This is a genomic window from Methylobacterium sp. GC_Met_3 (genome assembly GCF_026540775.1).
Taxonomy (GTDB): domain Bacteria; phylum Pseudomonadota; class Alphaproteobacteria; order Rhizobiales; family Beijerinckiaceae; genus Methylobacterium.
Map to the genome: position 1 here is coordinate 375,296 of NZ_JALNUL010000001.1, position 21,191 is coordinate 396,486.

Sequence of the window (21,191 nt, forward strand, 5' to 3'; positions counted from 1 at the left end):
ACCGCGACCGGCACGAACAGAGGGCGAGCCTGAGGGATGGACCTGATGCATCTGAGGCGCTGGATCGCCGAACACGCCACGGCGACCGACGACCACGACACTCTGCTCTCCGGCTTCTGCGAGTCGCTGGTCGAGGCCAGCATCCCGGTCTGGCGGGTCAGCGTCATGGCGCCGGCCCTGGACCCGATGCTGCGCGGCGTCAGCCTCAACTGGCACGCGGGCGAGGGGATGTCGTTCGTGGCCAATGCCCACGGCGCCGACGAGGAGAGCGACTGGCTTCTCAGCCCGGTCTACGCCCTGGTGGAGACCGGCGAGACGTTCGGCCGCTGGCGCCTCGACGCCCCCGAGCTGGAGGCGGACTTTCCGGTCCTGAAGGCGCTGGGGGCGCAGGGCGGGGTCGACTACGTCCTGCACATCGTCGCGTTCGCCCCCGGCACGGCGCTCCAGGGCATCGCGGTCTCGTTCTGCACCCGCGAGGCCGCCGGCTTCACCGACGCGCACCTGTCGGCCATCGCGGACGTGCTGCCGTTCCTGACCCTGGCGATCGCCAAGATGGGCTTGGCCCACACCTTCCGCGAGGTGTCGGCCACCTATCTCGGCCGCTCAACCGCCGAGCGCGTCCTCGACGGCCAGATCCGGCGGGGCGAGGGACGCGCCGTGCCGGCCGCCATCCTGCTGACCGACCTGCGCGGCTTCACGGCCCTGGCCGACCGGGTGGATCCGGCCGACATGGTCACTTGGCTCAACGAGCATTTCGACGCCCTCGGCGACCCGGTGGAGCAGCACGGGGGCGAGATCCTGAAGTTCCTGGGGGACGGGTTCCTGGCGATCTTCCCGGTGCCGGACACCGGCGCCCTCCCCTGCCCGGTCTGCGGCGGCGCCCTCGATGCCGCGACCGAGGGACTCGCGGCCAATGCGGCGCTCAATGTCCGCCGCCGCGCGGCCGGGCTGCCCGAACTGCCGGCCGAGTGCGTCGTGCATTTCGGGACGGTGATCTACGGCAATGTCGGCACCGCGCGGCGGCTCGACTTCACGATCATCGGGCGGGCGGTCAACGAGGCCAGCCGGATCGAGAGCCAATGCGCGGCGCTCGGCCACGAACTTCTGGTGTCGGATGCCTTTGCCGAGCGGTGCGCGCGGCGGCTGGAGGCAGTCGGGACGATCGAGTTGCGGGGCCTGTCGCGGCCGATGCGGGTCTGGAGCGTGCCGGGGGCGTGAAAGCCGGCCTTCTCATAGAGCGCCGCACGGATGGCTCGAGGCGCCGCCCTTTTCCCGGGCGCATGCAGCGCCAGCGGAATGTGTCCCGGGATCCAGCACGGAAGGTCGCGAAGCGTCCGTCTGGTTTAACCAGTGCCGCGGTCGCGGCCTGTTCTTGTGCTGGTTCCCGGATCAGGTTCCGCTGACGCTTCACCTGTCCGGGAAAAGGGTCCGGTTCGTGACAGGAATGGCCCACCTCGCTCAGGCGAGGCGGGCCTGCGCGGCTTCAGCGGCGGGCGAGCTGCTTCAGCGCCGACGGGCCGGCGTAGAGCGCCTGCGGGCCGAGGCCCTCCTCGATGCGGATCAGCTGGTTGTACTTGGCCAATCTGTCCGAGCGGGCGAGCGAGCCGGTCTTGATCTGCCCGCAATTGGTGGCGACCGCGAGGTCGGCGATGGTCGAATCCTCGGTCTCGCCGGAGCGGTGCGACATCACCGCGGTGTAGCCGGCGCGCTGGGCCATATCGACCGCCGCCAGGGTCTCGGTGAGCGTGCCGATCTGGTTGACCTTGATCAGGATCGAGTTCGCCGTACCCTCCGCGATGCCGCGGGACAGGCGCTCGACATTGGTGACGAACAGGTCGTCGCCCACGAGTTGGCAGCGATCGCCGATCTTCTCGGTCAGCAGCTTCCAGCCGGCCCAGTCGTCCTCCGACATGCCGTCCTCGATCGAGACGATCGGGTAGGCGTCGACGAGCTGGGCGAGGTAGTCGACCTGCGCCTCGATGGTCCGGCTCGTGCCCTCGCCCTCGTACGCGTAGGCGCCGTTCTTGAAGAACTCGGTGGCGGCGCAGTCGAGGGCGAGCGCCATGTCCTGGCCGGGCTTGAAGCCGGCGGCGCTGATCGCGTCCATCACGAAATCGAGGGCGGCCTCAGCGGACGGAAGATTCGGGGCGAAACCGCCCTCATCGCCGACATTGGTGTTGTGGCCGGCCTTCTTCAGCTTGCTCTTGAGGGTGTGGAACACCTCGGAGCCCATGCGCACGGCCTCGGCGAGCGAATCGGCGCCCACCGGCATGATCATGAATTCCTGGAAGTCGATCGGGTTGTCGGCATGCGCGCCGCCGTTGATGATGTTCATCATCGGCACCGGCAGCACCCGGCCCTGCACGCCGCCGACGTAGCGGTAGAGCGGCAGGCCGGAGGCCTCGGCCGCGGCCTTCGCCACCGCCAGGGACACGCCCAGGATCGCGTTCGCGCCGAGCCGCGCCTTGTTGGGCGTGCCGTCGAGCTCGATCATCGCCTCGTCGATCGCGACCTGTTCCTCGGCCTCCATGCCGCCGATCGCGTCGAGGATCTCGGTCTGTGCCGCCTCGACCGCCTTCAGCACACCCTTGCCGAGGAAGCGGTTCGTGTCGCCGTCGCGCAGCTCCACCGCCTCGTGGGCGCCCGTGGAGGCGCCCGAGGGGACTGCGGCGCGGCCGAACGAGCCATCCTCCAGGATGACGTCGACCTCGACCGTGGGATTACCGCGGCTGTCGAGGATCTCGCGGGCGCTGATATTGGTGATCGCGGTCATGGAACGTCCTCTCGCGGGGCCGCTTGTCGGCGGCGGCAGCCCCGATTCGGGGTGCGGCGCATCGCGGCGGCTTATCCGTCAAGCCGCGTTCGGCGGCAAGCACCGCCGTAGGCCGTGCCTGTGCACGTGTCGTGACAGCCCGAACTGGAAAGCGATCAACTAAGGGGATCCCAAAGGGCCAGCCCTTTGGCCGGGGCTTGGGGGCAGAGCCCCCAATGGACCTGGGCTCTGCCCTTTTGAATCTGGAACTCTCCAGATCTATACCGCTCACATGACCGCACCTGAGACGCTCCAACTCGGCCAGCCGACGCCCTTCCCGACCTCCCCCGAGGAGGCGCGGCTCGACCGGGTCCCGAACCCGCACGCCGATACAGACTACGTAGCCCGCTTCACCGCGCCCGAATTCACCTCGATCTGCCCCGTCACCGGCCAGCCGGACTTCGCCATCCTGGTGATCGATTATGTGCCGGGGGACTGGCTGGTGGAGTCGAAGTCGCTGAAGCTCTATCTGGGCGCGTTCCGCAACCACGGCGCGTTCCACGAGGATTGCACGGTGGCGATCGGCAAGCGGCTGCGCGACCTTCTGGAGCCGCGCTACCTGCGCATCGGCGGGTTCTGGTATCCCCGCGGCGGCATCCCGATCGATGTGTTCTGGCAGACGGGCGATTTGCCCAAGAACGCGTGGCTGCCCGATCCCGGAGTCCCGCCCTATCGCGGCCGGTGATGGGCGACGGATCCCGCCAAACGAAAAGGGCGACCGGCTTGCGCCGGCCGCCCCTTCACTGACGGTTACTGGATCTCAGTAGCCGTAGCCATAGTAGCCGTAGCCCGGAGCCGCGTAGCCGCCGCCGTAGACGGGCGCGTAGCCGTAGCCATAGGACGGGGCGTAGCCGTAGCCGCCACCGTAGTAGCTGTCACGGGCCGCGCCGGCGGCGATCGCGCCAGCCGCAAGGCCGGCGATGCCGAGGCCGATGGCGGCACCGGTGCCGATGCCGCGACGGCCGCCGCGGTAGTAGCCGCCGTGACCGTAGCCGCCGTAGCCGCCATGGTAGCCGTAGGGACGTGCCTCGGCGCTGGACGTGGCGGCAACGCTGCCGAGGGCCAGAGCGGCGGCGGTGGCGATGATACCGATCTTGCGCATGATGTTCCTTCTCGATCCTCGATCGAACCTGCCCAATAACGTAGCCACCGCGGGACAGTTCCAAGTTCTCACAGGTCTTGGCGTGCGGCTCCGCACACAGTCAGTTTTATGAACCGCGGTTCATCATGCGCGATGCCTCGGCCGTGCGGCGCTGCTTGCCGTTCCGGGGAGCGTCCGATCCGAAACCTTGCGAAAATATTCCGATGCGCGCGCATCTCGGCCCAATCGGGTCGCCATCCCGCGACGCAGGGGCCGCCTCTGCTCGAAGCACGCCGAGATCGCCTCCGCCCCGTGCCGCCCTATGATGGCAGCCCTGGAGGACTGACCGCATGGATGCCCTGACCCTGATCCGCGAGACCTTCGCGCCGCTGTCCCGCAAGCGGATCCTCGACATCGGGTGTGGCGGCGGAACGCTCGCGAAACGCCTGAGTGAGGATGGTGCTGCGGTGACCGGCATCGACCCGGGCGATGCGGCGCTTGCGCAAGCCCGGGCCGCGGTCCCGGAGGCGCGGTTCGAGGCCGCCTCGGGCGAAGCCCTACCCTTCCTCGATGCCAGTTTCGACGGGGCCGTCCTGCTCAACGCCCTGCACCACGTGCCCGACCCCGCCGCCGCCCTCGTCGAGGCGGCGCGCGTGCTCGTCCCGGGCGGGTCGCTCGTCGTGGTGGAACCGCTCGCGGTGGGCAGCTTCTTCGACGCCCTGCAGCCCATCGAGGACGAAACTGCGGTGCGCGCGGCCGCCCAGGACGCGATCGCGGCAGCCCTGTCCGGCGGCACGTTTGCATGCCGCCGCGACGTTACGGTCGAGCGGCGGGAGAGCTTCGCGTCCCTCGATGCCTTCCTGGCGCGGGTCTGCGCCGTGGACCCCGCCCGCGCGGCAACGGTCGAGGCCCGGCGCCCCGTCGTGGAGGCGGCATTTGAGGCTGCGGCAGAACGCGAGGCGGATGGCCGCTACGGTCTCGTCCAACCCCTGCGGATCCAGGTGCTGGCGCGCCCCTGATCGGGGTTTCGAAAGGGCGAGCCCTTTCGCGGGTCCAGGGCGGAGCCTTGGAACTCAGTCAAGGCTTTGTCCTGACAACCCACCAAAGGGCCCGCCCTTGGGAAATCCCATCTACGCGACGCGGCTCTTGGCCAGCTTATCGAAGGCGATGAGTTCGGCGAGCAGCGCCGGCAGGTCCTTCAGCGCTACCATGTTGGGGCCGTCGGAGGGCGCCCGGTCGGGGTCGGGATGGGTCTCGATGAACACCCCCGCCACCCCCACCGCCACGGCGGCCCGGGCCAGCACGGCGACGAATTCGCGCTGGCCGCCGGAGCTCGCGCCCTGGCCGCCCGGCTGCTGCACGGAATGGGTCGCGTCGAACACCACCGGCGCGCCGCCCGTCACCTGCGCCATGATCGGCAGGCTGCGCATGTCGGAGACCAGGGTGTTGTAGCCGAACGAGGCGCCTCGCTCGGTGACGATGACATTGGGATTGCCGGCCTCCGTGACCTTGGCGGCCACGTGCTTCATGTCCCAGGGCGCTAGGAACTGGCCTTTCTTGATGTTGACCGCCCGGCCAGTCGCGGCCGCCGCCAGGAGCAGGTCGGTCTGGCGGCACAGGAAGGCCGGGATCTGGAGCACGTCCACCGCCTCGGCGGCCCGGGCGCAATGCTCGGCCGCGTGCACGTCGGTCAGCACCGGCAGGCCCAGGGATTCGCGGATCTCCGCGAAGACCGGCAGCGCCTCGTCCAGGCCGACGCCGCGGGCGGCGCTGCCCGAGGTGCGGTTGGCCTTGTCGAACGAGGTTTTGAAGACGAGCCCGATCCCGGCACGCGCCGTCATCTCCTTGAGGGCAGCGGCGATCTCCAGGGCGTGGTTTCGCCCCTCCAGCTGGCACGGGCCTGCGATCAGCGCGAGCGGCAAGTGGTTGGCGAAGCGCGCTTGGCCCACCTGGACGACGGGACCGGGGTGTTCGGGATTCGACATGGGTGCGGTCTAGCCCGCACGGCGGATCCGCGAAAGCCCGGTGCGGGGCGCGACCCGGCAGACCGTGAGATCCTCCCGGAGGCCATCGGTCCGAGGGCCGATCTCGCACAGCATCGACGCGCGACCGGAGCTGCCGCGGCGCGGGGCGTTGGCCAGGAGGCTGGCCTGATGCAGGTTGAGCGCCAGCACCTCGGCGGCGGCGGGATCCGCCCCGGCCAGGGCTTGGGCCGCGCGGCCGACCAGGATGAAATAAGCCTGAGACGGCTCCCGATCCCGGGAGGCCACGGTGATCCGCGCGGGCGCCCGGCAATCGAGGCTCATCCGCTCCGCATCCTCGGCGCGGAACACCGCGTAGGGGCCGGCCCGGCCGGCGAGCGAAGCGCCGGTGTCGTGGATCACCCGGGCGGCCAGGCTATCGCACGCATCCGCGGCAAGGACCGGAGCTGTGCTGAGGCCGGTCAGGATAGCAAGCGTTAAGATCGTTTTTGTGGTTCGTGTCATTGACTCGTTCCAAATCCTTTGCAAAAGCTCATCCCAGGCTCGGCCGTAAGAAGGGTAAAATAGTCCGCGTTGTTCTTTACTTGTATCGATCTTATCTTTCGATACGTGCAGAATGACGTTGGTTTATTCCCAATATGGGCTCTGTATTGTATGTGGGCGAATTCATCCGGGTTGGATTGTTCTTGCCTAGTTCCGTCAATCGGCCGGTCGTCCGGTGCGGGGGCCTGAGCGGGACAGGCAGAATGCCACGCTGATCGATGAATGTCGGCCCGGAAGGTTCCGGGGATCTGCGACGGACCGATCGCTCGGACGCGTATGTAGAGGAGTTAATCGTGGAAAATGAGCTTGGAATCGTCTTCAGGTCGGTCTTGAGTGTTCGAGACACGCTCGAAGGATCGATCGCGGAGATCAAGAAGCTCGTCGGTCCGGGCCAGGAGGCTCACGCCGAAGCGATCGACTTCCTCACCTTCGCGGCCCGGCGCGCGGCGCTCTCCAGTGCGCCGCTCCTTCAGGATCTCTGGGCCCTGTTCGAACTCGGTGAGAAGCGGAACGGTTATTTCGTCGAGTTCGGTGCCGCGGACAATCGGGGTGCCAGCACCACGCGCCTGCTTGAGAAACTCTATGGCTGGCAGGGTGCGATCGCGGAACCGGCACGCAGCCGGCACGAGAAGCTGCGCGCCGACCGGACCTGCTACGTCACGAACAAGTTCATCTACACCGACGATGGCTTGAAGATCCTGTTCAACGACCCGGACAGTGCCGAAGATGCGTCGGCCGGGACTGCTCCGGCAACGGGCACGCGGCGGGGTGGAAAGCGGTACGAGGTCGAGACCATCACGCTGCGCAGCCTTCTGCAGGCGGCGGATGCGCCGCGCACGATCGACTTCCTGAGCATCAACGCCGAGGAGGATACGCTCGACCTTCTGAAGTCCTTCGATTTCGCCGAACACGATGTGACGCTGCTCTGCGTCGCGAATACCGATCCGCAGCAGAACGAAGCGCTCGCCGAACTTATGGCGCGGAAGGGGTACGAGCGCCGGTTCGCGTCGTTCTCCATGTCCGACGCTTGGTACACCAAGCGCGATCAGGCTGCCGTGGCGCAGCCGGCCGCGGCCTGAGGTTACTCCGCGCTGCCCGGGCCCGGTCGCTGACGCACCGGGCCCGCAGCATGGACAGCGCCCTCCGGATGCCCGATCTGTGCCGGCGGCGCGGCGCCTGACGCCGCTGGCATACGAGGCTCCGACGCGACCATGCTCCGACCCATCCTCGCCGCCGCGCTCCTCGCGCTGGCCTCTGCCGGCGCGGCGACGGCGGACCGTGTCGCCACCCCGGCCTTCGGACCGGAGCTGGAAGGGTTCGACTATCCCTTCCCGGTCAAGCGCTTCACCTTCCCGTCACAGCGCCAAACGCTCCAGATGGCCTATCTTGACGTGCCGGCCGGGACGCCGAACGGCCGGACCGCTGTGCTGCTCCACGGCAAGAACTTCTGCGCCGCCACTTGGGAGAGCCAGATCCGCGCGCTCAGCGCGGCCGGCTACCGGGTGATCGCGCCCGATCAGATCGGCTTCTGCAAATCGAGCAAGCCGGCGGCCTATCAGTTCACCTTCCGGCAACTCGCCGAGAACACGCACGCGCTGCTGGAGCAACTCGGGGTCGAGCGCCCGATCCTGGTCGGCCACTCGACCGGCGGCATGCTGGCCGCCCACTACGCCCTGCTCTACCCGAAGGCGGTGGAGCAGCTCGTGCTGGTCAATCCCGTCGGCTTGGAGGACTGGAGCGCCAAGGGCCTGCCGCCGATCTCCCTGGCGCAGTGGTATCAGCGGGAGCTGAAGACTTCGGCGGAATCGATCCGCGCCTACGAAACCGGGACCTATTACGCGGGCCAATGGGAGCCCCGCTACGAGCCGTGGGTGACCATGCTGGCCGGCCTCAACAGCGGGCCCGGCAAGGAGGCGGTCGCCTGGGATTCGGCGCTCGTCTACGACATGATCGTCACCGAGCCGGTGGTCTACCGGTTCCCGCAGATCGCGGTGCCGACGCTGCTGATGATCGGCCAGAAGGACAACACGGCGATCGGCAAGGACCTCGCCCCGCCGGAGGTGCGGGCGAGTCTCGGCCACTATGCCGAATTGGGCCGGGCGGCCGCGCAGGCGATCCCGGGTGCTCGGCTCGTCGAATTTCCAAACCTAGGCCACGCGCCGCAGATGTCCGACCCGGAGGGCTTCAACAAGGCGCTGATCGAGGGGATCGCGGCGCGGTGAGCGCGGATGGCCCCTTCCCTGATCCGGTTTGGCGGATCCGAGCGCCTTGATTTGGCGCCAAGGTCTTCAAAAACAAGGCGCTTTTCCCTCCCCCTTGTGGGGAGGGGCAGGGGTGGGGGTGGTTCAGGATCGAACGCAGCGGTGCCTTCTGCCCCACCCCCACCTCCAACTCCTCCCCGCAAGGGGGAGGAGAGTTCTGCCGTGGTGTTAGGCTTTCGCGACTATCAAAAATACGACTTCAGCACACCCCGGCGGCGCACGTCGAGAGTCGCGCAGTGGAACGAGCCGCCGAACGGGCCATAGCTCAGGAACGGCGCCGGGATCGGATCGAAGCCCCAATCCTTCAGCGCCTTGATCAGCGTCGGCTGGCTCTGGTCGACGACGATCTTCTTCTCGGTGATCGCGAGCACGTTGATCGAGGTCCAGGGCGAGCACATCGAGATCTTGCTCATGAAGCCCTCGACCGGGTCGGGGCGCGGGGCGATCAGCACGTCCCACTTCTTGAGCACGGCCGGCAGCTTCTCGACGTCGACGTAGTCCGGGTTCACCAGCACCTTGCCGGGGGCCAGCGGCATGAACGACGAGTCGATGTGCATCGGCTGGGGGCAGCGGCTCTCGATCTCGTGGATACGGAAGCCCGGGCCGAGGTGGCGGCGCAGCCACTCGATGCCCATCAGGTTGGTCACGTTCGAGCGGGTGACGAACAGGTCGCGGCCGCAGCGGACGAAGTCGGCGGCGTCGAAGACCGGCTCGAACTCGTTGACCGTGAACTGCATGGGTTCGCCGGCCTTCAGGTTCGGCACCCGGTAATCGTAGTTGTAGAGGTCGTCGGTCAACTGCGGACGCGGCGCCGAGGTCCAACGGGCGCCGGCGCGGAAATACTCTTTGAACAGAGACCGGTAGGCGTCGCCTTCGAAGTAGCGCGAGCGCCAGCACATCGGGCTCTCGATGATCTCGTCGCCGATGACGAGGTACGGGTCGCGCGGGCAGGCCACGCAGAAGCCCCGGGAGGACCAGCGCGGCGCCTTGAACTTCTTGGAGAAGTCTACCGTGTCGGGGCGGCGGACCTTCACGCCCTCGCCGGCCAGGATGGTGATGAAGTTGTCGAGCTCGGCTTGCGCCAGCTTCTTCATGAACCCCGGATACTTCCAGCCGCTCGCCAGCCGGTAGAACGGCTGCGCGGCGCGCGGCAGATTGAAGATCACCGTCAGGTGGTGGGTCGGGATCGTGGCGCCGTCGAGCGAGCCGACGATCACCTCCTCCAGCGGATCCCACTCGTTCCACGCCATCACGGGGGAGTGCGGGGCCGGCACGCCCGGCGCCGCTCCACCCGCATAATGGCCGGCATGCGTGTCCTCGCTCACGGCCTCGAGGGCCGTGATCGGTGATTCGCGCTCCATGACGTGTGCCCCTTCTGCGACGTGCCGCGGCCTTCTACGCAGGCGCTCTTGCGCCGCCGCCGCTTTGGCCCCCGGTGTGTTAAACGGGTGATAGACAGCGCTCATCCGTGCTGCAACGTGGCAGAAACGTTCTCGGCCCGTCGGACCTATTTCTGCCGCGACCGTGGCCGATTTCCCGCATCAAGCCTTTTGCGAGCTTGAAAGACGACAATGAAGCGCCTGACGACCTTGGCCTCGATCGCCGGTCTCTGCACGGTCGTCGGCCTGTTTATGTCCTCCGGTCTTGAGGATGTTTCGGCCGCCGTCGTCTCTGCCGGCTGGGGTACCGCCCTGGTGGTGCTGGCCCGCATCGTGGCCGTCGCCTGGGCGGGGCTCGGCTGGCAGGTGGTGTTCCCCAAAGGCGCCGCCAAGCTCGCCGATTGCGTGTCGCTCCGCTTCGTGCGCGAGGGGATCAATACGCTGCTGCCGGTGGCCACCGTCGGCGGCGATTTCGTCGGGGCGCGCCTCCTGTCCAAGCGCGGCGTGCCGGGCGCGCTCGCGGGGGCGAGCATGTTCGTCGACCTGATGACCCAGGCGCTGACGCAGCTCCTGTTCACCGTACTTGGCCTCGCCGTGCTGATCGTGATCTGCGGCGACGGGCCGATCGCGCGGACGGTCGCGGGCGGTCTCGCCCTTGCGGTGCCGGCGCTCGGCGCCTTCTACCTGATCCAGCGGCGGGCGGGGCACCGCCTGATCCAGGGCCTGCTCAGCCGCTTCGCATCGGGCCGCGAGTGGCGCGCCTTCGGGGCGATCGACCAGCTCTACGACAGTCTGCGCCGCCTCTACGCCAATCACCGCCGCTTCGCCGCCGCGCTGGGCGTCCACCTGATCGGCTGGGTGATCGGGACGCTCGAAGTCTATGTCTGCCTGCACTTCATGGGCTACCCGATCGACTTCGCGCAGGCTCTGATGATCGAGAGCTTGGCCCAGGCGGTGCGCGGCGCGGCCTTCGCGGTGCCCGGTGCCCTGGGGGCCCAGGAGGGTGGCCTGATCGCCCTGTGCGGCCTGTTCAACATCCCGGCCGAGGCGGCGCTGGCCCTCTCACTGGTCAAGCGCTTCGCCGATCTCGGGGTCGGCCTTCCGAGCCTGCTGCTCTGGCACCGGATCGAGACCAAGCTGCGCGCGGAGGCGCCGGAGGACGAGGAGCGCGAGGCGGTGGTGGACACCGCACGCAGCGCCAAGCGGGTGCCGCAGGCCGCGACGCTCGGGCCGTTCTACAGCTACGCCCCGCCCCGCATGGGCGCTCGGCTCGGCGAGGGCGAGGAGTTGAAGAAGTGCGCCTGACCCGCCGGCTCGTTGCCGCCCTGATCGCCGTTCCCCTGCTCGTCCCGGTTCCGTCCTGGGCCGCGGACGATCCCGCCGTTCAGACGGTGCGCGACCTCTACGCCGCCTTCACGGCCGCCCTGAAGGACGGCCCGGCCCCCCTGCCCGCGCGCGTCGAAGCCGTGGGTCCGGCGATGGATAAGGCCTTCGATTTCCCCGCCATGGCGCGCATCGCAGTGGGCTCGAAATGGTCGAGCTTCACCCCGGAGCAGCAGGAGGCGGTCACCGACGCGTTCAAGCGCAGCCTGACCGTCACCTACGCCAACCGCCTCGCCCGCGCGGCCGGCGGCAAGTTCGACGTCACCCCTCAGGTCGAGGAGCGCGGCGCCCAGCGGGTGGTGGCGACCCGGGTGACCACGGCGGACGGCGACGATTCCGCGGTCGACTTCGTCGTGAATGCCAATAACCGCATCCAGGACGTCCTGCTCAACGGCGACGTGAGCGAGGTCGCAGCACAGCGGACCGCTTTGTCGGCACCGCTGAAGTCGGGCGGCGCGGACGGCGCCGTGAAGTTCCTGCGCCAGCGGGCCGACGGCATGCTCGCCGCCAAGCCCACGCCGTGATCGCCGCCGAGAGTGCCGCCTTGAACCGGCCGTTCGCGGCCATCGCTGCCTGAGGCGGCGGGACGATCGCACGGACCCGATCGGATGGATGTTACCGCCCTGACGTTGCTCGCCCTCTCGTGGCTCTCGCTGCTCTGCCTGATCCTGGCGGCGGCAGGCTGCCTTTACGGGCTGGCTGCTGCCTTCTGCGCCGGCCGTTACGCGGCTCGTCCCATCCCCGCCCTGACGCCCGGCGCTCCGCGGCCCTCCGTGACGGTGCTCAAGCCCCTCTGCGGGCTGGAGCCCTCGCTCTACGGGAATCTCGAGAGTGTCCTGCGCCAGGATTATGCCGGGCCGGTCCAGATCGTGTTCGGCGTCCAGAAGGCCGCCGATCCGGCGATCGGCGTGGTGGAGCAACTCAAGCAGGCCTATCCGGCGGCGCGCATCGACCTCGTGATCGACGCCCGGCAGCACGGCTCGAACCGCAAGGTCTCGAACCTCATCAACATGTCCGAGCGGATCGCCCACGAGGTGGTGGTGCTGGCCGACAGCGACATGGTGGTCGGTCCCGACTATCTGGAGCGCCTGGTCGCCGAGCTGTCGCAGGATGGCGTCACCGGGGTCACCTGCCTCTACCACGGGGTGCCGGCGTTCCGGGGCCTCTACGACCGGCTCTCGACGCTGGCGATCGATACGCACTTCCTGCCCAACGTCGTGATGGGCTTGAGTCTCGGGCTGGCCAAGCCCTGCTTCGGCTCCACCGTCGCTTTCACCCGGGCGAACCTGGAGGCGGTGGGCGGCTTCCGCACCTTCCGCAACGACCTCGCTGACGACTATGCCATCGGCGCTGCGCTCCGCGGTCTCGGTGGCCGGGTGGCGATCCCGAGCTTCACCATCGGCCATACCAGCGTCGACACTGATCTCGCCGGCCTATGGCGGCACGAGCTGCGCTGGAACCGCACCATCCGCACCGTCGACCCGGCGGGCTATGCCGGCTCGATCGTCACCCACGCCTTCCCGCTCGCCGTCCTGGGTGCCGTGCTGTCCGGCGGCGGCCCGGTCGCCCTCGGGGTGGCGGTCCTAGCTCTGGCGAGCCGCATCCTCCTCTGCCGGCAGCTGGAGCGGGCCTTCAACCTCGCCCCGCACCCCTACGGACTGTTGCCGATCCGCGACAGCCTGTCCTTCCTGAACTTCGCCTGGGCCTTCGTGTCGGGGGCGGTGACATGGAAAGGTCATGATTATCACGTGGTTGCGGATGGCACCCTGATCCCCGACGCGGAGCTCGGCAGCGACGCCGGCGCGCCGCTCCGCTGAACTGACCCACTCCTCCTCCGCCCCCTCCCCCGCATTGCCCTGAGGCCTTGAACCCCATGCGCACGCTCTTCCTCCAGGCCCCCACCTTCGACGGTTTCGACGGCGGTGCCGGCTCCCGTTACCAGGCCAAGCGCGAGATCAAGTCGTTCTGGTACCCGACCTGGCTGGCCCAGCCGGCCGCCCTGGTGCCGAACTCGAAGCTGATCGACGCGCCGCCGCACAACATCAAGCTCCCCGAGATCGTGGCCCAGGCCAACGATTTCGACCTCGTCGTGCTCCACACCTCGGTGCCGTCGTTCAAGTCCGACGTGAAGACCATCGAGGCGCTCAAGGCCGCCAATCCGAAGCTGATCGCCGGTCTGATCGGCGCCAAGGTCGCGGTCGACGCCGCCGGCGCGATGGCCCAGGCTCCGGTGGTCGATTTCTGCGCCCGCAACGAGTTCGACTTCACCGTCAAGGAAGTCGCAGACGGCGTGCCGATGGCACAGATCAAGGGTCTGTCCTATCGCGATGCTAACGGTGTCGTGGTCCACAACGAGGACCGCGAGATCATGACCGACATGGATCAGCTGCCCTTCGTCACCAGCGTCTACAAGCGCGACCTGGAGATGGAGAAGTACTTCATCGGCTACCTGAAGCACCCCTACATCTCGTTCTACTCGGGCCGGGGCTGTAAGAGTCGCTGCACCTTCTGCCTCTGGCCGCAGACGGTCGGCGGCCACACCTACCGCACCCGCTCGGTCGCCCACGTGATCGAGGAGATCAAGTACTGCCTGAAGGAGTTCCCCCAGACCAAGGAGTTCTTCTTCGACGACGACACCTTCACCGACAACCTGCCGCGCGCGGAAGAGATCGCCCGTGAGCTGGGCAAGCTCGGCGTCACGTGGTCATGCAACGCTAAGGCGAACGTGCCGCGCGAGACCCTGAAGGTGCTCAAGGAGAACGGCCTGCGCCTGCTGCTGGTCGGCTACGAGTCCGGCAACCAGACCATCCTGCACAACATCAAGAAGGGCATGCGGGTCGAGGTCGCCGAGAAGTTCACCCAGGATTGCCACGACCTCGGCATCGCCATCCACGGCACCTTCATCCTCGGCCTGCCGGGTGAGACCAAGGAGACGATCCAGGAGACGATCGCCTTCGCCAAGCGGATCAACCCGCACACGATCCAGGTCTCGCTGGCGGCGCCCTACCCGGGCACCTTCCTGTACAAGCAGGCGGTGGAGAACGGCTGGCTCGACATCGAGAACGCCGAGCTGGTTGACGAGAACGGCGTCCAGGTCGCGCCGCTGCACTACCCGCACCTCTCGCACACCGAGATTTTCACCTCGGTGGAGGAGTTCTACAAGAAGTTCTACTTCCGGGCGCCGAAGATCGCCTCGATCGTCAGCGAGATGGTGCGCTCGCCCGACATGATGAAGCGCCGCCTGCGCGAGGGCGTCGAGTTCTACCGCTTCCTCAAGGAGCGCCAGGGCACCGCCAAGGCGGCGTAAGGACAGGGGTCCGGGGCCCTCGGCCCCGGCGGGGCGTGCGGGGCGGAGCCCCGCATCCTTCCCAGGGCCCCGCCCTGGGCCCGCGAGAGGGCGAGCCCTCTCGACACCCATGATCGAGGTTCTCGTGAAGCGTCTGGTCGTCACCGCGGATGATTTCGGGCTGAGCCTCGAGGTCAACGAGGCCGTCGAGCAGGCGCATCGCGACGGGATCCTCACGTCGGCCAGCCTGATGGTTTCCGCCCCGGCCGCCGCCGACGCGGTGGTGCGAGCCCGCCGGTTGCCGTCCCTGCGGGTCGGGCTGCACCTCGTGTTGGTGGAGGCGTGGCCGACCCTGGCGGCCGCCGAACTGCCTGACCTGACCGACGCGGCCGGCCTGATGCGGTCCGATATGGGCCGTCTCGGCCTCGACTTCGCCCGCAAGCCCGCCGCCCGGCGCCAGCTCGCCGCCGAGATCAGGGCGCAGTTCGAGGCCTATCGGGCCACCGGCCTGCCGCTGGACCACGTCGACGCCCACAAGCATTTCCACGTCCACCCGCTGATCGCCGGGGCGGTGCTGCGCATCGGCCGCGACTTCGGGATGCGCGCCCTGCGGGTGCCCCGTGAGCCGAGAGAGATCCTGCGCTGCGCCGAGCCCGGCGCCCGCCCTCGCCCAGCCCTCGACATCGCCCCCTGGGCGGCTCTGCTCGCTGTCCGCGCCCGGCAGGCCGGCCTGCTGATCCCGGATCGGACGCTCGGCCTCGCATGGTCCGGCGCCATGACGCCCGACCGCGTGGCGGCGCTCCTGCGGCATCTCCCGGATGGGTTGACCGAACTCTATACGCATCCGGCCACCGCGAGTGGCTTCGCAGGCCAGGCACCGGGCTATCGATACGCTGACGAGCGGGATGCGCTGGTGGCGTCCGCCGCCCGGGCGGCGGCCGACGCGTCCGGCGCGGTACGCGGCGGATTCTCCGATTTCCTCGGTTGACCGGCCTAGTTGTCTGATTTTAGTCAGATAATATGAAGACGATCGAAATTGCCCGCGTCCGCCGGTTCGCGCGTGCCGTTACCGCAGAGGTCGGAGCGCTCGATTCCTCATTCCTGGGCCGCGGCCGCCCCTTGGGCGCGGCGCGTGTCCTGAACGCCATCGGGGCCGGCCGCACCGCGGTCGGCGAAATTCGTGGCTATCTTGGCCTCGATTCCGGCCTGATGAGTCGTCTCCTGCGAGGTCTCGAGGATGAGGGGCTCATCGTGACGGCGCCGCATCCTGCGGATGCCCGACGTCGGGTCGCGTCCTTGACCGAGGCAGGGCGGCGCGAGTTCGAGGCCTATGAGGCGCTGTCGGATGCCCGTGCTGTCGATCTTCTCGAACGTGCACCGCAGGCGGATGCCCTCCTGCACGCTATGGATCGGGTCGCTCTCGCCCTGAGCCGCGACTCCATTGCGATCGAGGAATCCGATCCCACGAGTGAGCCTGCCCGCGCCTGCCTCGCCGCCTACTACGCCGAACTGGTGACCCGCTTCGCCGGCGGGTTCGACGTCGCCCTGTCCTGCGACCCGGAGGCGGCCGCCATGGTGCGGCCCCGCGGCACCTTCCTGCTCGCCGTCGCGGACGGACTCCCGGTCGGCTGCGTCGGCCTAAAGGGCAGCTGTGGCCCCGTGGCGGAGATCAAGCGGCTCTGGATCGACCCCGCCGCCCGGGGCCTCGGCCTCGCCAAGCGCCTGATGCAGGCGGCCGAGACGGCAGCCCGAGACCTCGGCATCCAGACGCTGCGGCTCGACACCAACAGCGCCCTTCCCGAAGCGCTTGCGCTCTACCGGAAGGCGGGCTGGATCGAGATCGACCGCTTCAACGACGACCCCTACCCGGACCACTTCTTCGAGAAGGCGCTCTGATCGGCTACTTGGCCGGCACCGGATCCTTCAACCCGGTGCTCTTCCGCAACGCTGCACCGACAGCCTTCTCGGCCTCTGGGCGATCTTCGTCGGGCTGAGCGGGCGGCTCGCCCAGCGTCGCCGGCACCACGAAGAACGCTGCCACCAAGGTGAAGAACAGCGACAACGCGAGCAGCTTGCCCATGCTCGCCGTGCCCGGATGGCTCGACAGGACCAGCGACCCGAAGGCGCTGCCCGTGGTCAGCGCCGAGAAGAAGATCGCTCGGGTCAGGCTGGAAGCGAGCATGTCGGTCACGCCCGCCCGCCACGCGATCACGTAGTAGATGTGGAACGCCACACCGACCGCCAGCATCAGCGGCAGCGCGATGATGTTGGCGAAGTTGAGCGGCATGCCGACGATGCGCATCGCCATCAGCGTCCAGAGGGTCGCGATCACCAGCGGACCCAGCGTCATCGCCACGTCCCACGGCTTGCGCAGCGCGACCGACAGGATGACGAAGATCAGCACGAGGGCCGTCACCGCCGCCTGCACGAAGGCGCCCAGGATCGTGTAGCTCGACTGGGTCGTGGCCACCGGCGCACCTGTGGCGTGGGGGGCGACCTTCAGAACCTCATCCGAGAAGCGGCGCAGCACGGCGTCGTCGTTCGAATCGCCCTTCGGATGAACCTCGATGCGCGCGCGCCCATCGGCCGCGACCCAGTCGGCCTTCAACTGCGGCGGCAGGTTGTCCAGGGTGATCTTCTCGGGGTGCAGCAGGTCGCGCAGGCGTGCCAGCAGCGGCCCGAGATCCTTGGTCAGGGCGACGGAGGCCGCCTCGCGCTGCGGTACCGCGCCGGAGGCGAGCGTGTCGAGGGTGCCGGCGAGCTGCTTGGCAGCCTGCGCCCCCGTCTGGTCGCCCTTGGCATCGTTCGAGACGCCGTTCAGCGCCGCCGCGGCATCCTTGAGCGCCTTGACGTTGTCGGCGTCGGTGGGCGGCGGCGGCCGGCGGCCCGGGTTGAGCACCGGATCGAGGAGCTGCGCCGTGTCGGCGATCTGCGCGAGCTTCTTGTCCTGGTCGCGCGGCACGAAGGTGTCGATGCTGTTGACCGAGGCGGAGACCGGCAGCGCCATCAGCGTCTTCGACAGCGCCGGGACGGACTCGACGCTCGGTGCCAGCACGTCGATGAAGTTCGGGCTGGTCTCGGGGTTCTTGATCAGATCGAGATAGGTCGCGATCGACTGCGTCTTCGCGCTGCGCAGGTGCATCGGGTTGGAATCAAACGGCAGGTGCCAGAGCAGCGGCGCGCCCGCGAGCGTGATCAGGCCGACCGCGATCAGGATCGGCTTGCGATGCTGGATGATCCAGGGATCGACGCCGACCAGCCAGTCGGTCTGCACTGCGGCCTTCTCGGCCTTGGGATTGAACACGGCGATCAGGGCCGGGAGCAGCGTCAGGGCGAACAGGTAGGCCACGATCATGCCGACGCCGGCGATGAGGCCCAGTTCGGACACGCCGCGGAAGGCCGTCGGCAGGAAGGCGAAGAAGCCGGCCAGCAGCGAGATGGCCGCGAGCGTCAGCGACCAGCCGACGCCGCGGGCCGCGGCACGGAGCGCGGCGCCGATCTCGGGCTGCTCGAAGCGGTCGGCCCGGTAGCGCACGGCGAACTGGATTCCGAAATCGATGCCGAGCCCCACGAACAGCGCCGCGAAGGCCACCGAGATCGGGTTGAGTTCGCCGACCATCGCCAGTCCGAGGCCCGCGGTGACGATCAGGCCCGCGAAGGTCGTGATCAGCACGGCCGAAACCAGGGGGGCGGAGCGCAGGGCGAGCCAGATGAACAGGACGATCGCGCCGACCGTGACGCTGTAATTGACGCCCGCATCTTCCGAGAGCGTCGCGAATTCCTCGTCGGCCACCGCCACCGTGCCGGTCAGCCGCATGCGCAGGCCGTGCTCGGTATCGATCCTGAGATCCTGGGCGACGTTCCGAATCAGCTTGGTCGCCTGGTAGCCGGGCTCCAGGGCATTGAAGTCCAGCACCGGCTGGATGACCACGAACTTCATCTTGTCGGTGACGCTGCTCTGGCCGTTGGAGAGCAGCTCCTGCCAGGACATCCGCGCCGGCTGGCCGGCCAGCACCTTCTTCAGGGTGGCATCGATCTGCCCCATGGGCTTCTCGAGATCCTCGAGCTTGGCGTCTCCGGTCTTCACGCCGCGGGCGCCCAGCGTCAGAACCCGCATCACGCCGCGCAGCGACGGGTCGGCGGCGAGCGGGCCGAGCAGCCCCTGCTGCTGGGTCAGCGATTCGAGGGTCTTATCGAGCTCAGCCTGGGACATCAGCAGCAGGCCGTTCTTGTCGAAGAACGGTCCGCCATCCGGCCGATAGACCGTCTCGATCAGGTTTTTATGTGCGGTCAGCGCCTTGGCGAGGTTGGCGGCCGCCTCCTCGGTCTCCTCGGGCGTCTGCCCGTCGATAACCGCCGCGATGGTGTTCGACCGCTGCGGGAAGGCCTGCTCGAAATTGATCTCGTCCTGACGCCAGGGCTCCTTCGGATCAATCAGGCGCTCGACATCGGTGTTGATCCGGAACAGATGCGCCGCCACCCCGGCGCTCGCGACCGTGACGAACGCCACGATGGCGATCACGATCCACCGATACCGTACCGAGAACGCGACGAGACTTTCGATCACGAGCACCCTGCCTGTTCGCCCCGGACACGCACACGGCGCGGCCGACACATACCATCGAACATATCGAACGCCTCGGGATCCCGGAGACCGGCTCCGGCAGGGCTCAGTGCCCGCGTGCCGATCGCCCCGCAATCCGTTCGGATGCGGACCGGGGTCGAGGAACGCCGCGTGGTCCGCCCCGGACGCACGAAACGCGTCCACTCGCCGATCGCGGCCGAAATGGATCGCGGCGCCGCCATCCACCCTAGGCCACGGCTCGGGCCACGGCTTGCATCGCTGCCCCGAGGTTCAGTAAAGAGGGTGGTGCCAGATTGCAACGCGGCCGACCCGGTCCGGTCGCCGGGGAGGATATGTGCGCTGGCGCACGGCGTCTGTTGCATCGCGGCCGGAATTCCGGATGTCCGGTCGCATTGCCGACGCAATGCACGTGCTGTCCTCAACGTCTGAATGTCCCTGCCCACGAGGCCGCGATAAGCGGCTCATGTGGCACCGTTGCGTCAGGCGCGGAATAAGATGTCATCGTGCCGCCGAAACAGGGCCGATTGAGATTAGTTCCAAGCTAGATCGCTGGAAATCGCGTTTTTTTTCGTGTTAAGCACCCCGATGCCTCCGGGGCCGACGAAGTGAAGGAGCCGCTATCTTGGGTATCCCCCTCCGGTACGTCGCGAAGATCGGCGGCTATATCCTGAAACAGCACCTGACGGGTCGCAAACGCTACCCGCTCGTGATGATGATGGAGCCGCTGTTCCGCTGCAATCTCGCTTGCGCCGGCTGCGGGAAGATCGATTACCCGGACGAGATCCTGAACAAGCGGCTGCCGGTCGCCGACGCGCTCGAGTCTGTGCGCGAGTGCGGCGCGCCCGTGGTGGTGATCGCCGGCGGCGAGCCGCTCCTGCACAAGGACCTGCCGCAGATCGTCGAGGGCATCATCGCCCAGAAGAAGTTCGCGATCGTGTGCACGAACGCGCTGCTCCTTGAGAAGAAGATCAAGGAGTACAAGCCGAGCCCGTACTTCACGTGGTCGATCCATCTGGACGGCGACAAGGAGATGCATGACCAGTCGGTCTGCCAGCGCGGCGTCTACGACAAGGCGGTGGCGGCAATCGCGAAGGCTAAGGAGATGGGCTTCCGCGTCACCATCAACTGCACCTTCTTCAACAATTCCCAGCCGGAGAAGATCGCCGACTTCTTCGACAGCGTGACCCGCATGGGCATCGACGGCATCACCGTCTCCCCGGGCTACGCCTACGAGCGCGCGCCGGATCAGAAGCACTTCCTGAACCGCAAGGCGACGAAGGATCTGTTCCGCGGCGTGTTCCGGCACGGCAAGGAGAAGGGCCGCGAGAAGTGGACCTTCCAGCAGTCGGGCCTGTTCCTCGACTTCCTGGCCGGCAACCAGACCTACCATTGCACCCCGTGGGGCAACCCGACCCGCACCGTGTTCGGCTGGCAGAAGCCCTGCTACCTGCTCGGTGAAGGCTACGCGGCGACCTTCAAGGAGTTGATGGAGGAGACCGCCTGGGATTCCTACGGCACCGGCAACTACGAGAAGTGCGCCGACTGCATGGTCCATTCGGGCTACGAGGCCTCCTCGGTGGTCGATTCGGTCCGCAAGCCGTGGAAGCCGCTGGTCCACGCCATCCGCGGCATCAAGACCGACGGTGCCATGGCCCCCGAGGTCAGCCTGGAGAACCAGCGCCCGGCCGAGTTCGTGTTCTCGCGCAACGTCGCGCAGAAGCTGTCCGAGATCAAAGCGGCCGGCGTCGACACGAAGCAGGAAGCCCGCAAGCGCACCGCCGCCTGATCGGCGCAGCACGGACGGAATTCGAACCCGCGGCCGAGAGGTCGCGGGTTTTGCTTTTCCGGGGTTTAGTAGGGCCGAGTCTGCGGCAGGCCC

The 21,191-nt window shown here is 68.0% G+C and carries 17 protein-coding genes and 1 pseudogene; 12 read left to right on the forward strand and 6 right to left on the reverse strand.

Features of this window, described 5'->3' with window-relative positions:
* Positions 1-45 precede the first annotated feature (45 nt).
* Positions 46-1,218, forward strand: a complete 1,173-nt coding sequence (locus tag OXS27_RS01925; protein WP_267353890.1) for an adenylate/guanylate cyclase domain-containing protein — start codon at positions 46-48, stop codon at positions 1,216-1,218.
* A gap of 265 nt (positions 1,219-1,483) precedes the next feature.
* Here OXS27_RS01925 and eno read toward each other — a convergent pair whose 3' ends face one another.
* Positions 1,484-2,773 carry a phosphopyruvate hydratase gene (gene eno / locus OXS27_RS01930; RefSeq protein WP_243927685.1) on the reverse strand — a complete coding sequence of 430 codons (1,290 nt, stop codon included), beginning with the start codon at positions 2,771-2,773 and terminating at the stop codon, positions 1,484-1,486.
* Positions 2,774-3,044: 271 nt separating this feature from the next.
* On the opposite strand from eno, the gene queF reads away from it, so the two are divergent.
* Positions 3,045-3,497, forward strand: a complete 453-nt coding sequence (queF, locus tag OXS27_RS01935; RefSeq protein ID WP_243927687.1) for a preQ(1) synthase — start codon at positions 3,045-3,047, stop codon at positions 3,495-3,497.
* Positions 3,498-3,572: 75 nt separating this feature from the next.
* Here the strand turns inward: queF and OXS27_RS01940 are convergent, their stop codons facing one another.
* The gene (locus OXS27_RS01940; RefSeq protein WP_243927689.1) at positions 3,573-3,914 is read right to left on the reverse strand and encodes a hypothetical protein; all 342 of its coding nucleotides are present in this window, start codon (positions 3,912-3,914) and stop codon (positions 3,573-3,575) included.
* 326 nt (positions 3,915-4,240) lie between these two features.
* On the opposite strand from OXS27_RS01940, the pseudogene OXS27_RS01945 reads away from it, so the two are divergent.
* Positions 4,241-4,912: pseudogene (locus tag OXS27_RS01945) on the forward strand (class I SAM-dependent methyltransferase); the annotation flags it as partial.
* Positions 4,913-5,023: 111 nt separating this feature from the next.
* On the opposite strand, the gene kdsA reads toward OXS27_RS01945, so the two are convergent.
* Both kdsA and OXS27_RS01955 read right to left on the reverse strand, forming a co-directional pair.
* On the reverse strand, positions 5,024-5,878 hold the full coding sequence (gene kdsA / locus OXS27_RS01950) for a 3-deoxy-8-phosphooctulonate synthase (RefSeq protein ID WP_243927693.1): 855 nt from the start codon (positions 5,876-5,878) through the stop codon (positions 5,024-5,026).
* Between the two features lie 9 nt (positions 5,879-5,887).
* On the reverse strand, positions 5,888-6,379 hold the full coding sequence (locus OXS27_RS01955; protein WP_267353895.1) for a hypothetical protein: 492 nt from the start codon (positions 6,377-6,379) through the stop codon (positions 5,888-5,890).
* 332 nt (positions 6,380-6,711) lie between these two features.
* Here OXS27_RS01955 and OXS27_RS01960 point away from each other — a divergent pair, with 332 nt between their 5' ends.
* Positions 6,712-7,497 carry an FkbM family methyltransferase gene (locus OXS27_RS01960; RefSeq protein WP_267353897.1) on the forward strand — a complete coding sequence of 262 codons (786 nt, stop codon included), beginning with the start codon at positions 6,712-6,714 and terminating at the stop codon, positions 7,495-7,497.
* 132 nt (positions 7,498-7,629) lie between these two features.
* On the forward strand, positions 7,630-8,640 hold the full coding sequence (locus tag OXS27_RS01965; RefSeq protein ID WP_267353899.1) for an alpha/beta hydrolase: 1,011 nt from the start codon (positions 7,630-7,632) through the stop codon (positions 8,638-8,640).
* A gap of 224 nt (positions 8,641-8,864) precedes the next feature.
* Here the strand turns inward: OXS27_RS01965 and OXS27_RS01970 are convergent, their stop codons facing one another.
* Positions 8,865-10,040: an amidinotransferase gene (locus tag OXS27_RS01970; RefSeq protein ID WP_243927700.1), complete on the reverse strand. Its 1,176-nt coding sequence runs from the start codon at positions 10,038-10,040 to the stop codon at positions 8,865-8,867.
* Positions 10,041-10,250: 210 nt separating this feature from the next.
* Between OXS27_RS01970 and OXS27_RS01975 the strand changes: the two genes are divergently transcribed.
* From OXS27_RS01975 to OXS27_RS02000, 6 genes are all read left to right on the forward strand, one after another.
* The gene (locus OXS27_RS01975) at positions 10,251-11,363 is read left to right on the forward strand and encodes a flippase-like domain-containing protein (RefSeq protein WP_243927702.1); all 1,113 of its coding nucleotides are present in this window, start codon (positions 10,251-10,253) and stop codon (positions 11,361-11,363) included.
* Positions 11,354-11,965 carry an ABC transporter substrate-binding protein gene (locus tag OXS27_RS01980; protein ID WP_267353902.1) on the forward strand — a complete coding sequence of 204 codons (612 nt, stop codon included), beginning with the start codon at positions 11,354-11,356 and terminating at the stop codon, positions 11,963-11,965. The genes OXS27_RS01975 and OXS27_RS01980 overlap by 10 nt, the downstream gene beginning before the upstream one ends.
* 84 nt (positions 11,966-12,049) lie before the next feature.
* Positions 12,050-13,258 (forward strand): bacteriohopanetetrol glucosamine biosynthesis glycosyltransferase HpnI, encoded by a 1,209-nt coding sequence (hpnI, locus tag OXS27_RS01985; protein ID WP_267353904.1) that lies wholly within the window; start codon positions 12,050-12,052, stop codon positions 13,256-13,258.
* A 56-nt stretch (positions 13,259-13,314) separates the two neighbouring features.
* Positions 13,315-14,748, forward strand: a complete 1,434-nt coding sequence (hpnJ, locus tag OXS27_RS01990; protein ID WP_210027513.1) for a hopanoid biosynthesis associated radical SAM protein HpnJ — start codon at positions 13,315-13,317, stop codon at positions 14,746-14,748.
* A gap of 124 nt (positions 14,749-14,872) precedes the next feature.
* A complete protein-coding gene (gene hpnK, locus OXS27_RS01995; protein ID WP_267354277.1) occupies positions 14,873-15,715 on the forward strand; it encodes a hopanoid biosynthesis-associated protein HpnK in 843 nt (280 codons plus the stop codon).
* A 32-nt stretch (positions 15,716-15,747) separates the two neighbouring features.
* Positions 15,748-16,623, forward strand: a complete 876-nt coding sequence (locus OXS27_RS02000; RefSeq protein WP_267353909.1) for a helix-turn-helix domain-containing GNAT family N-acetyltransferase — start codon at positions 15,748-15,750, stop codon at positions 16,621-16,623.
* A gap of 4 nt (positions 16,624-16,627) precedes the next feature.
* On the opposite strand, the gene OXS27_RS02005 is transcribed toward OXS27_RS02000, so the two are convergent.
* Complete coding sequence (locus OXS27_RS02005; RefSeq protein ID WP_267354278.1) at positions 16,628-19,294, reverse strand: MMPL family transporter; 2,667 nt, start codon at positions 19,292-19,294, stop codon at positions 16,628-16,630.
* 640 nt (positions 19,295-19,934) lie between these two features.
* On the opposite strand from OXS27_RS02005, the gene hpnH reads away from it, so the two are divergent.
* Positions 19,935-21,098, forward strand: coding sequence for an adenosyl-hopene transferase HpnH (gene hpnH / locus OXS27_RS02010; protein ID WP_267353910.1), 1,164 nt, complete (start codon positions 19,935-19,937; stop codon positions 21,096-21,098).
* The last annotated feature ends 93 nt before the right edge of the window (positions 21,099-21,191 follow it).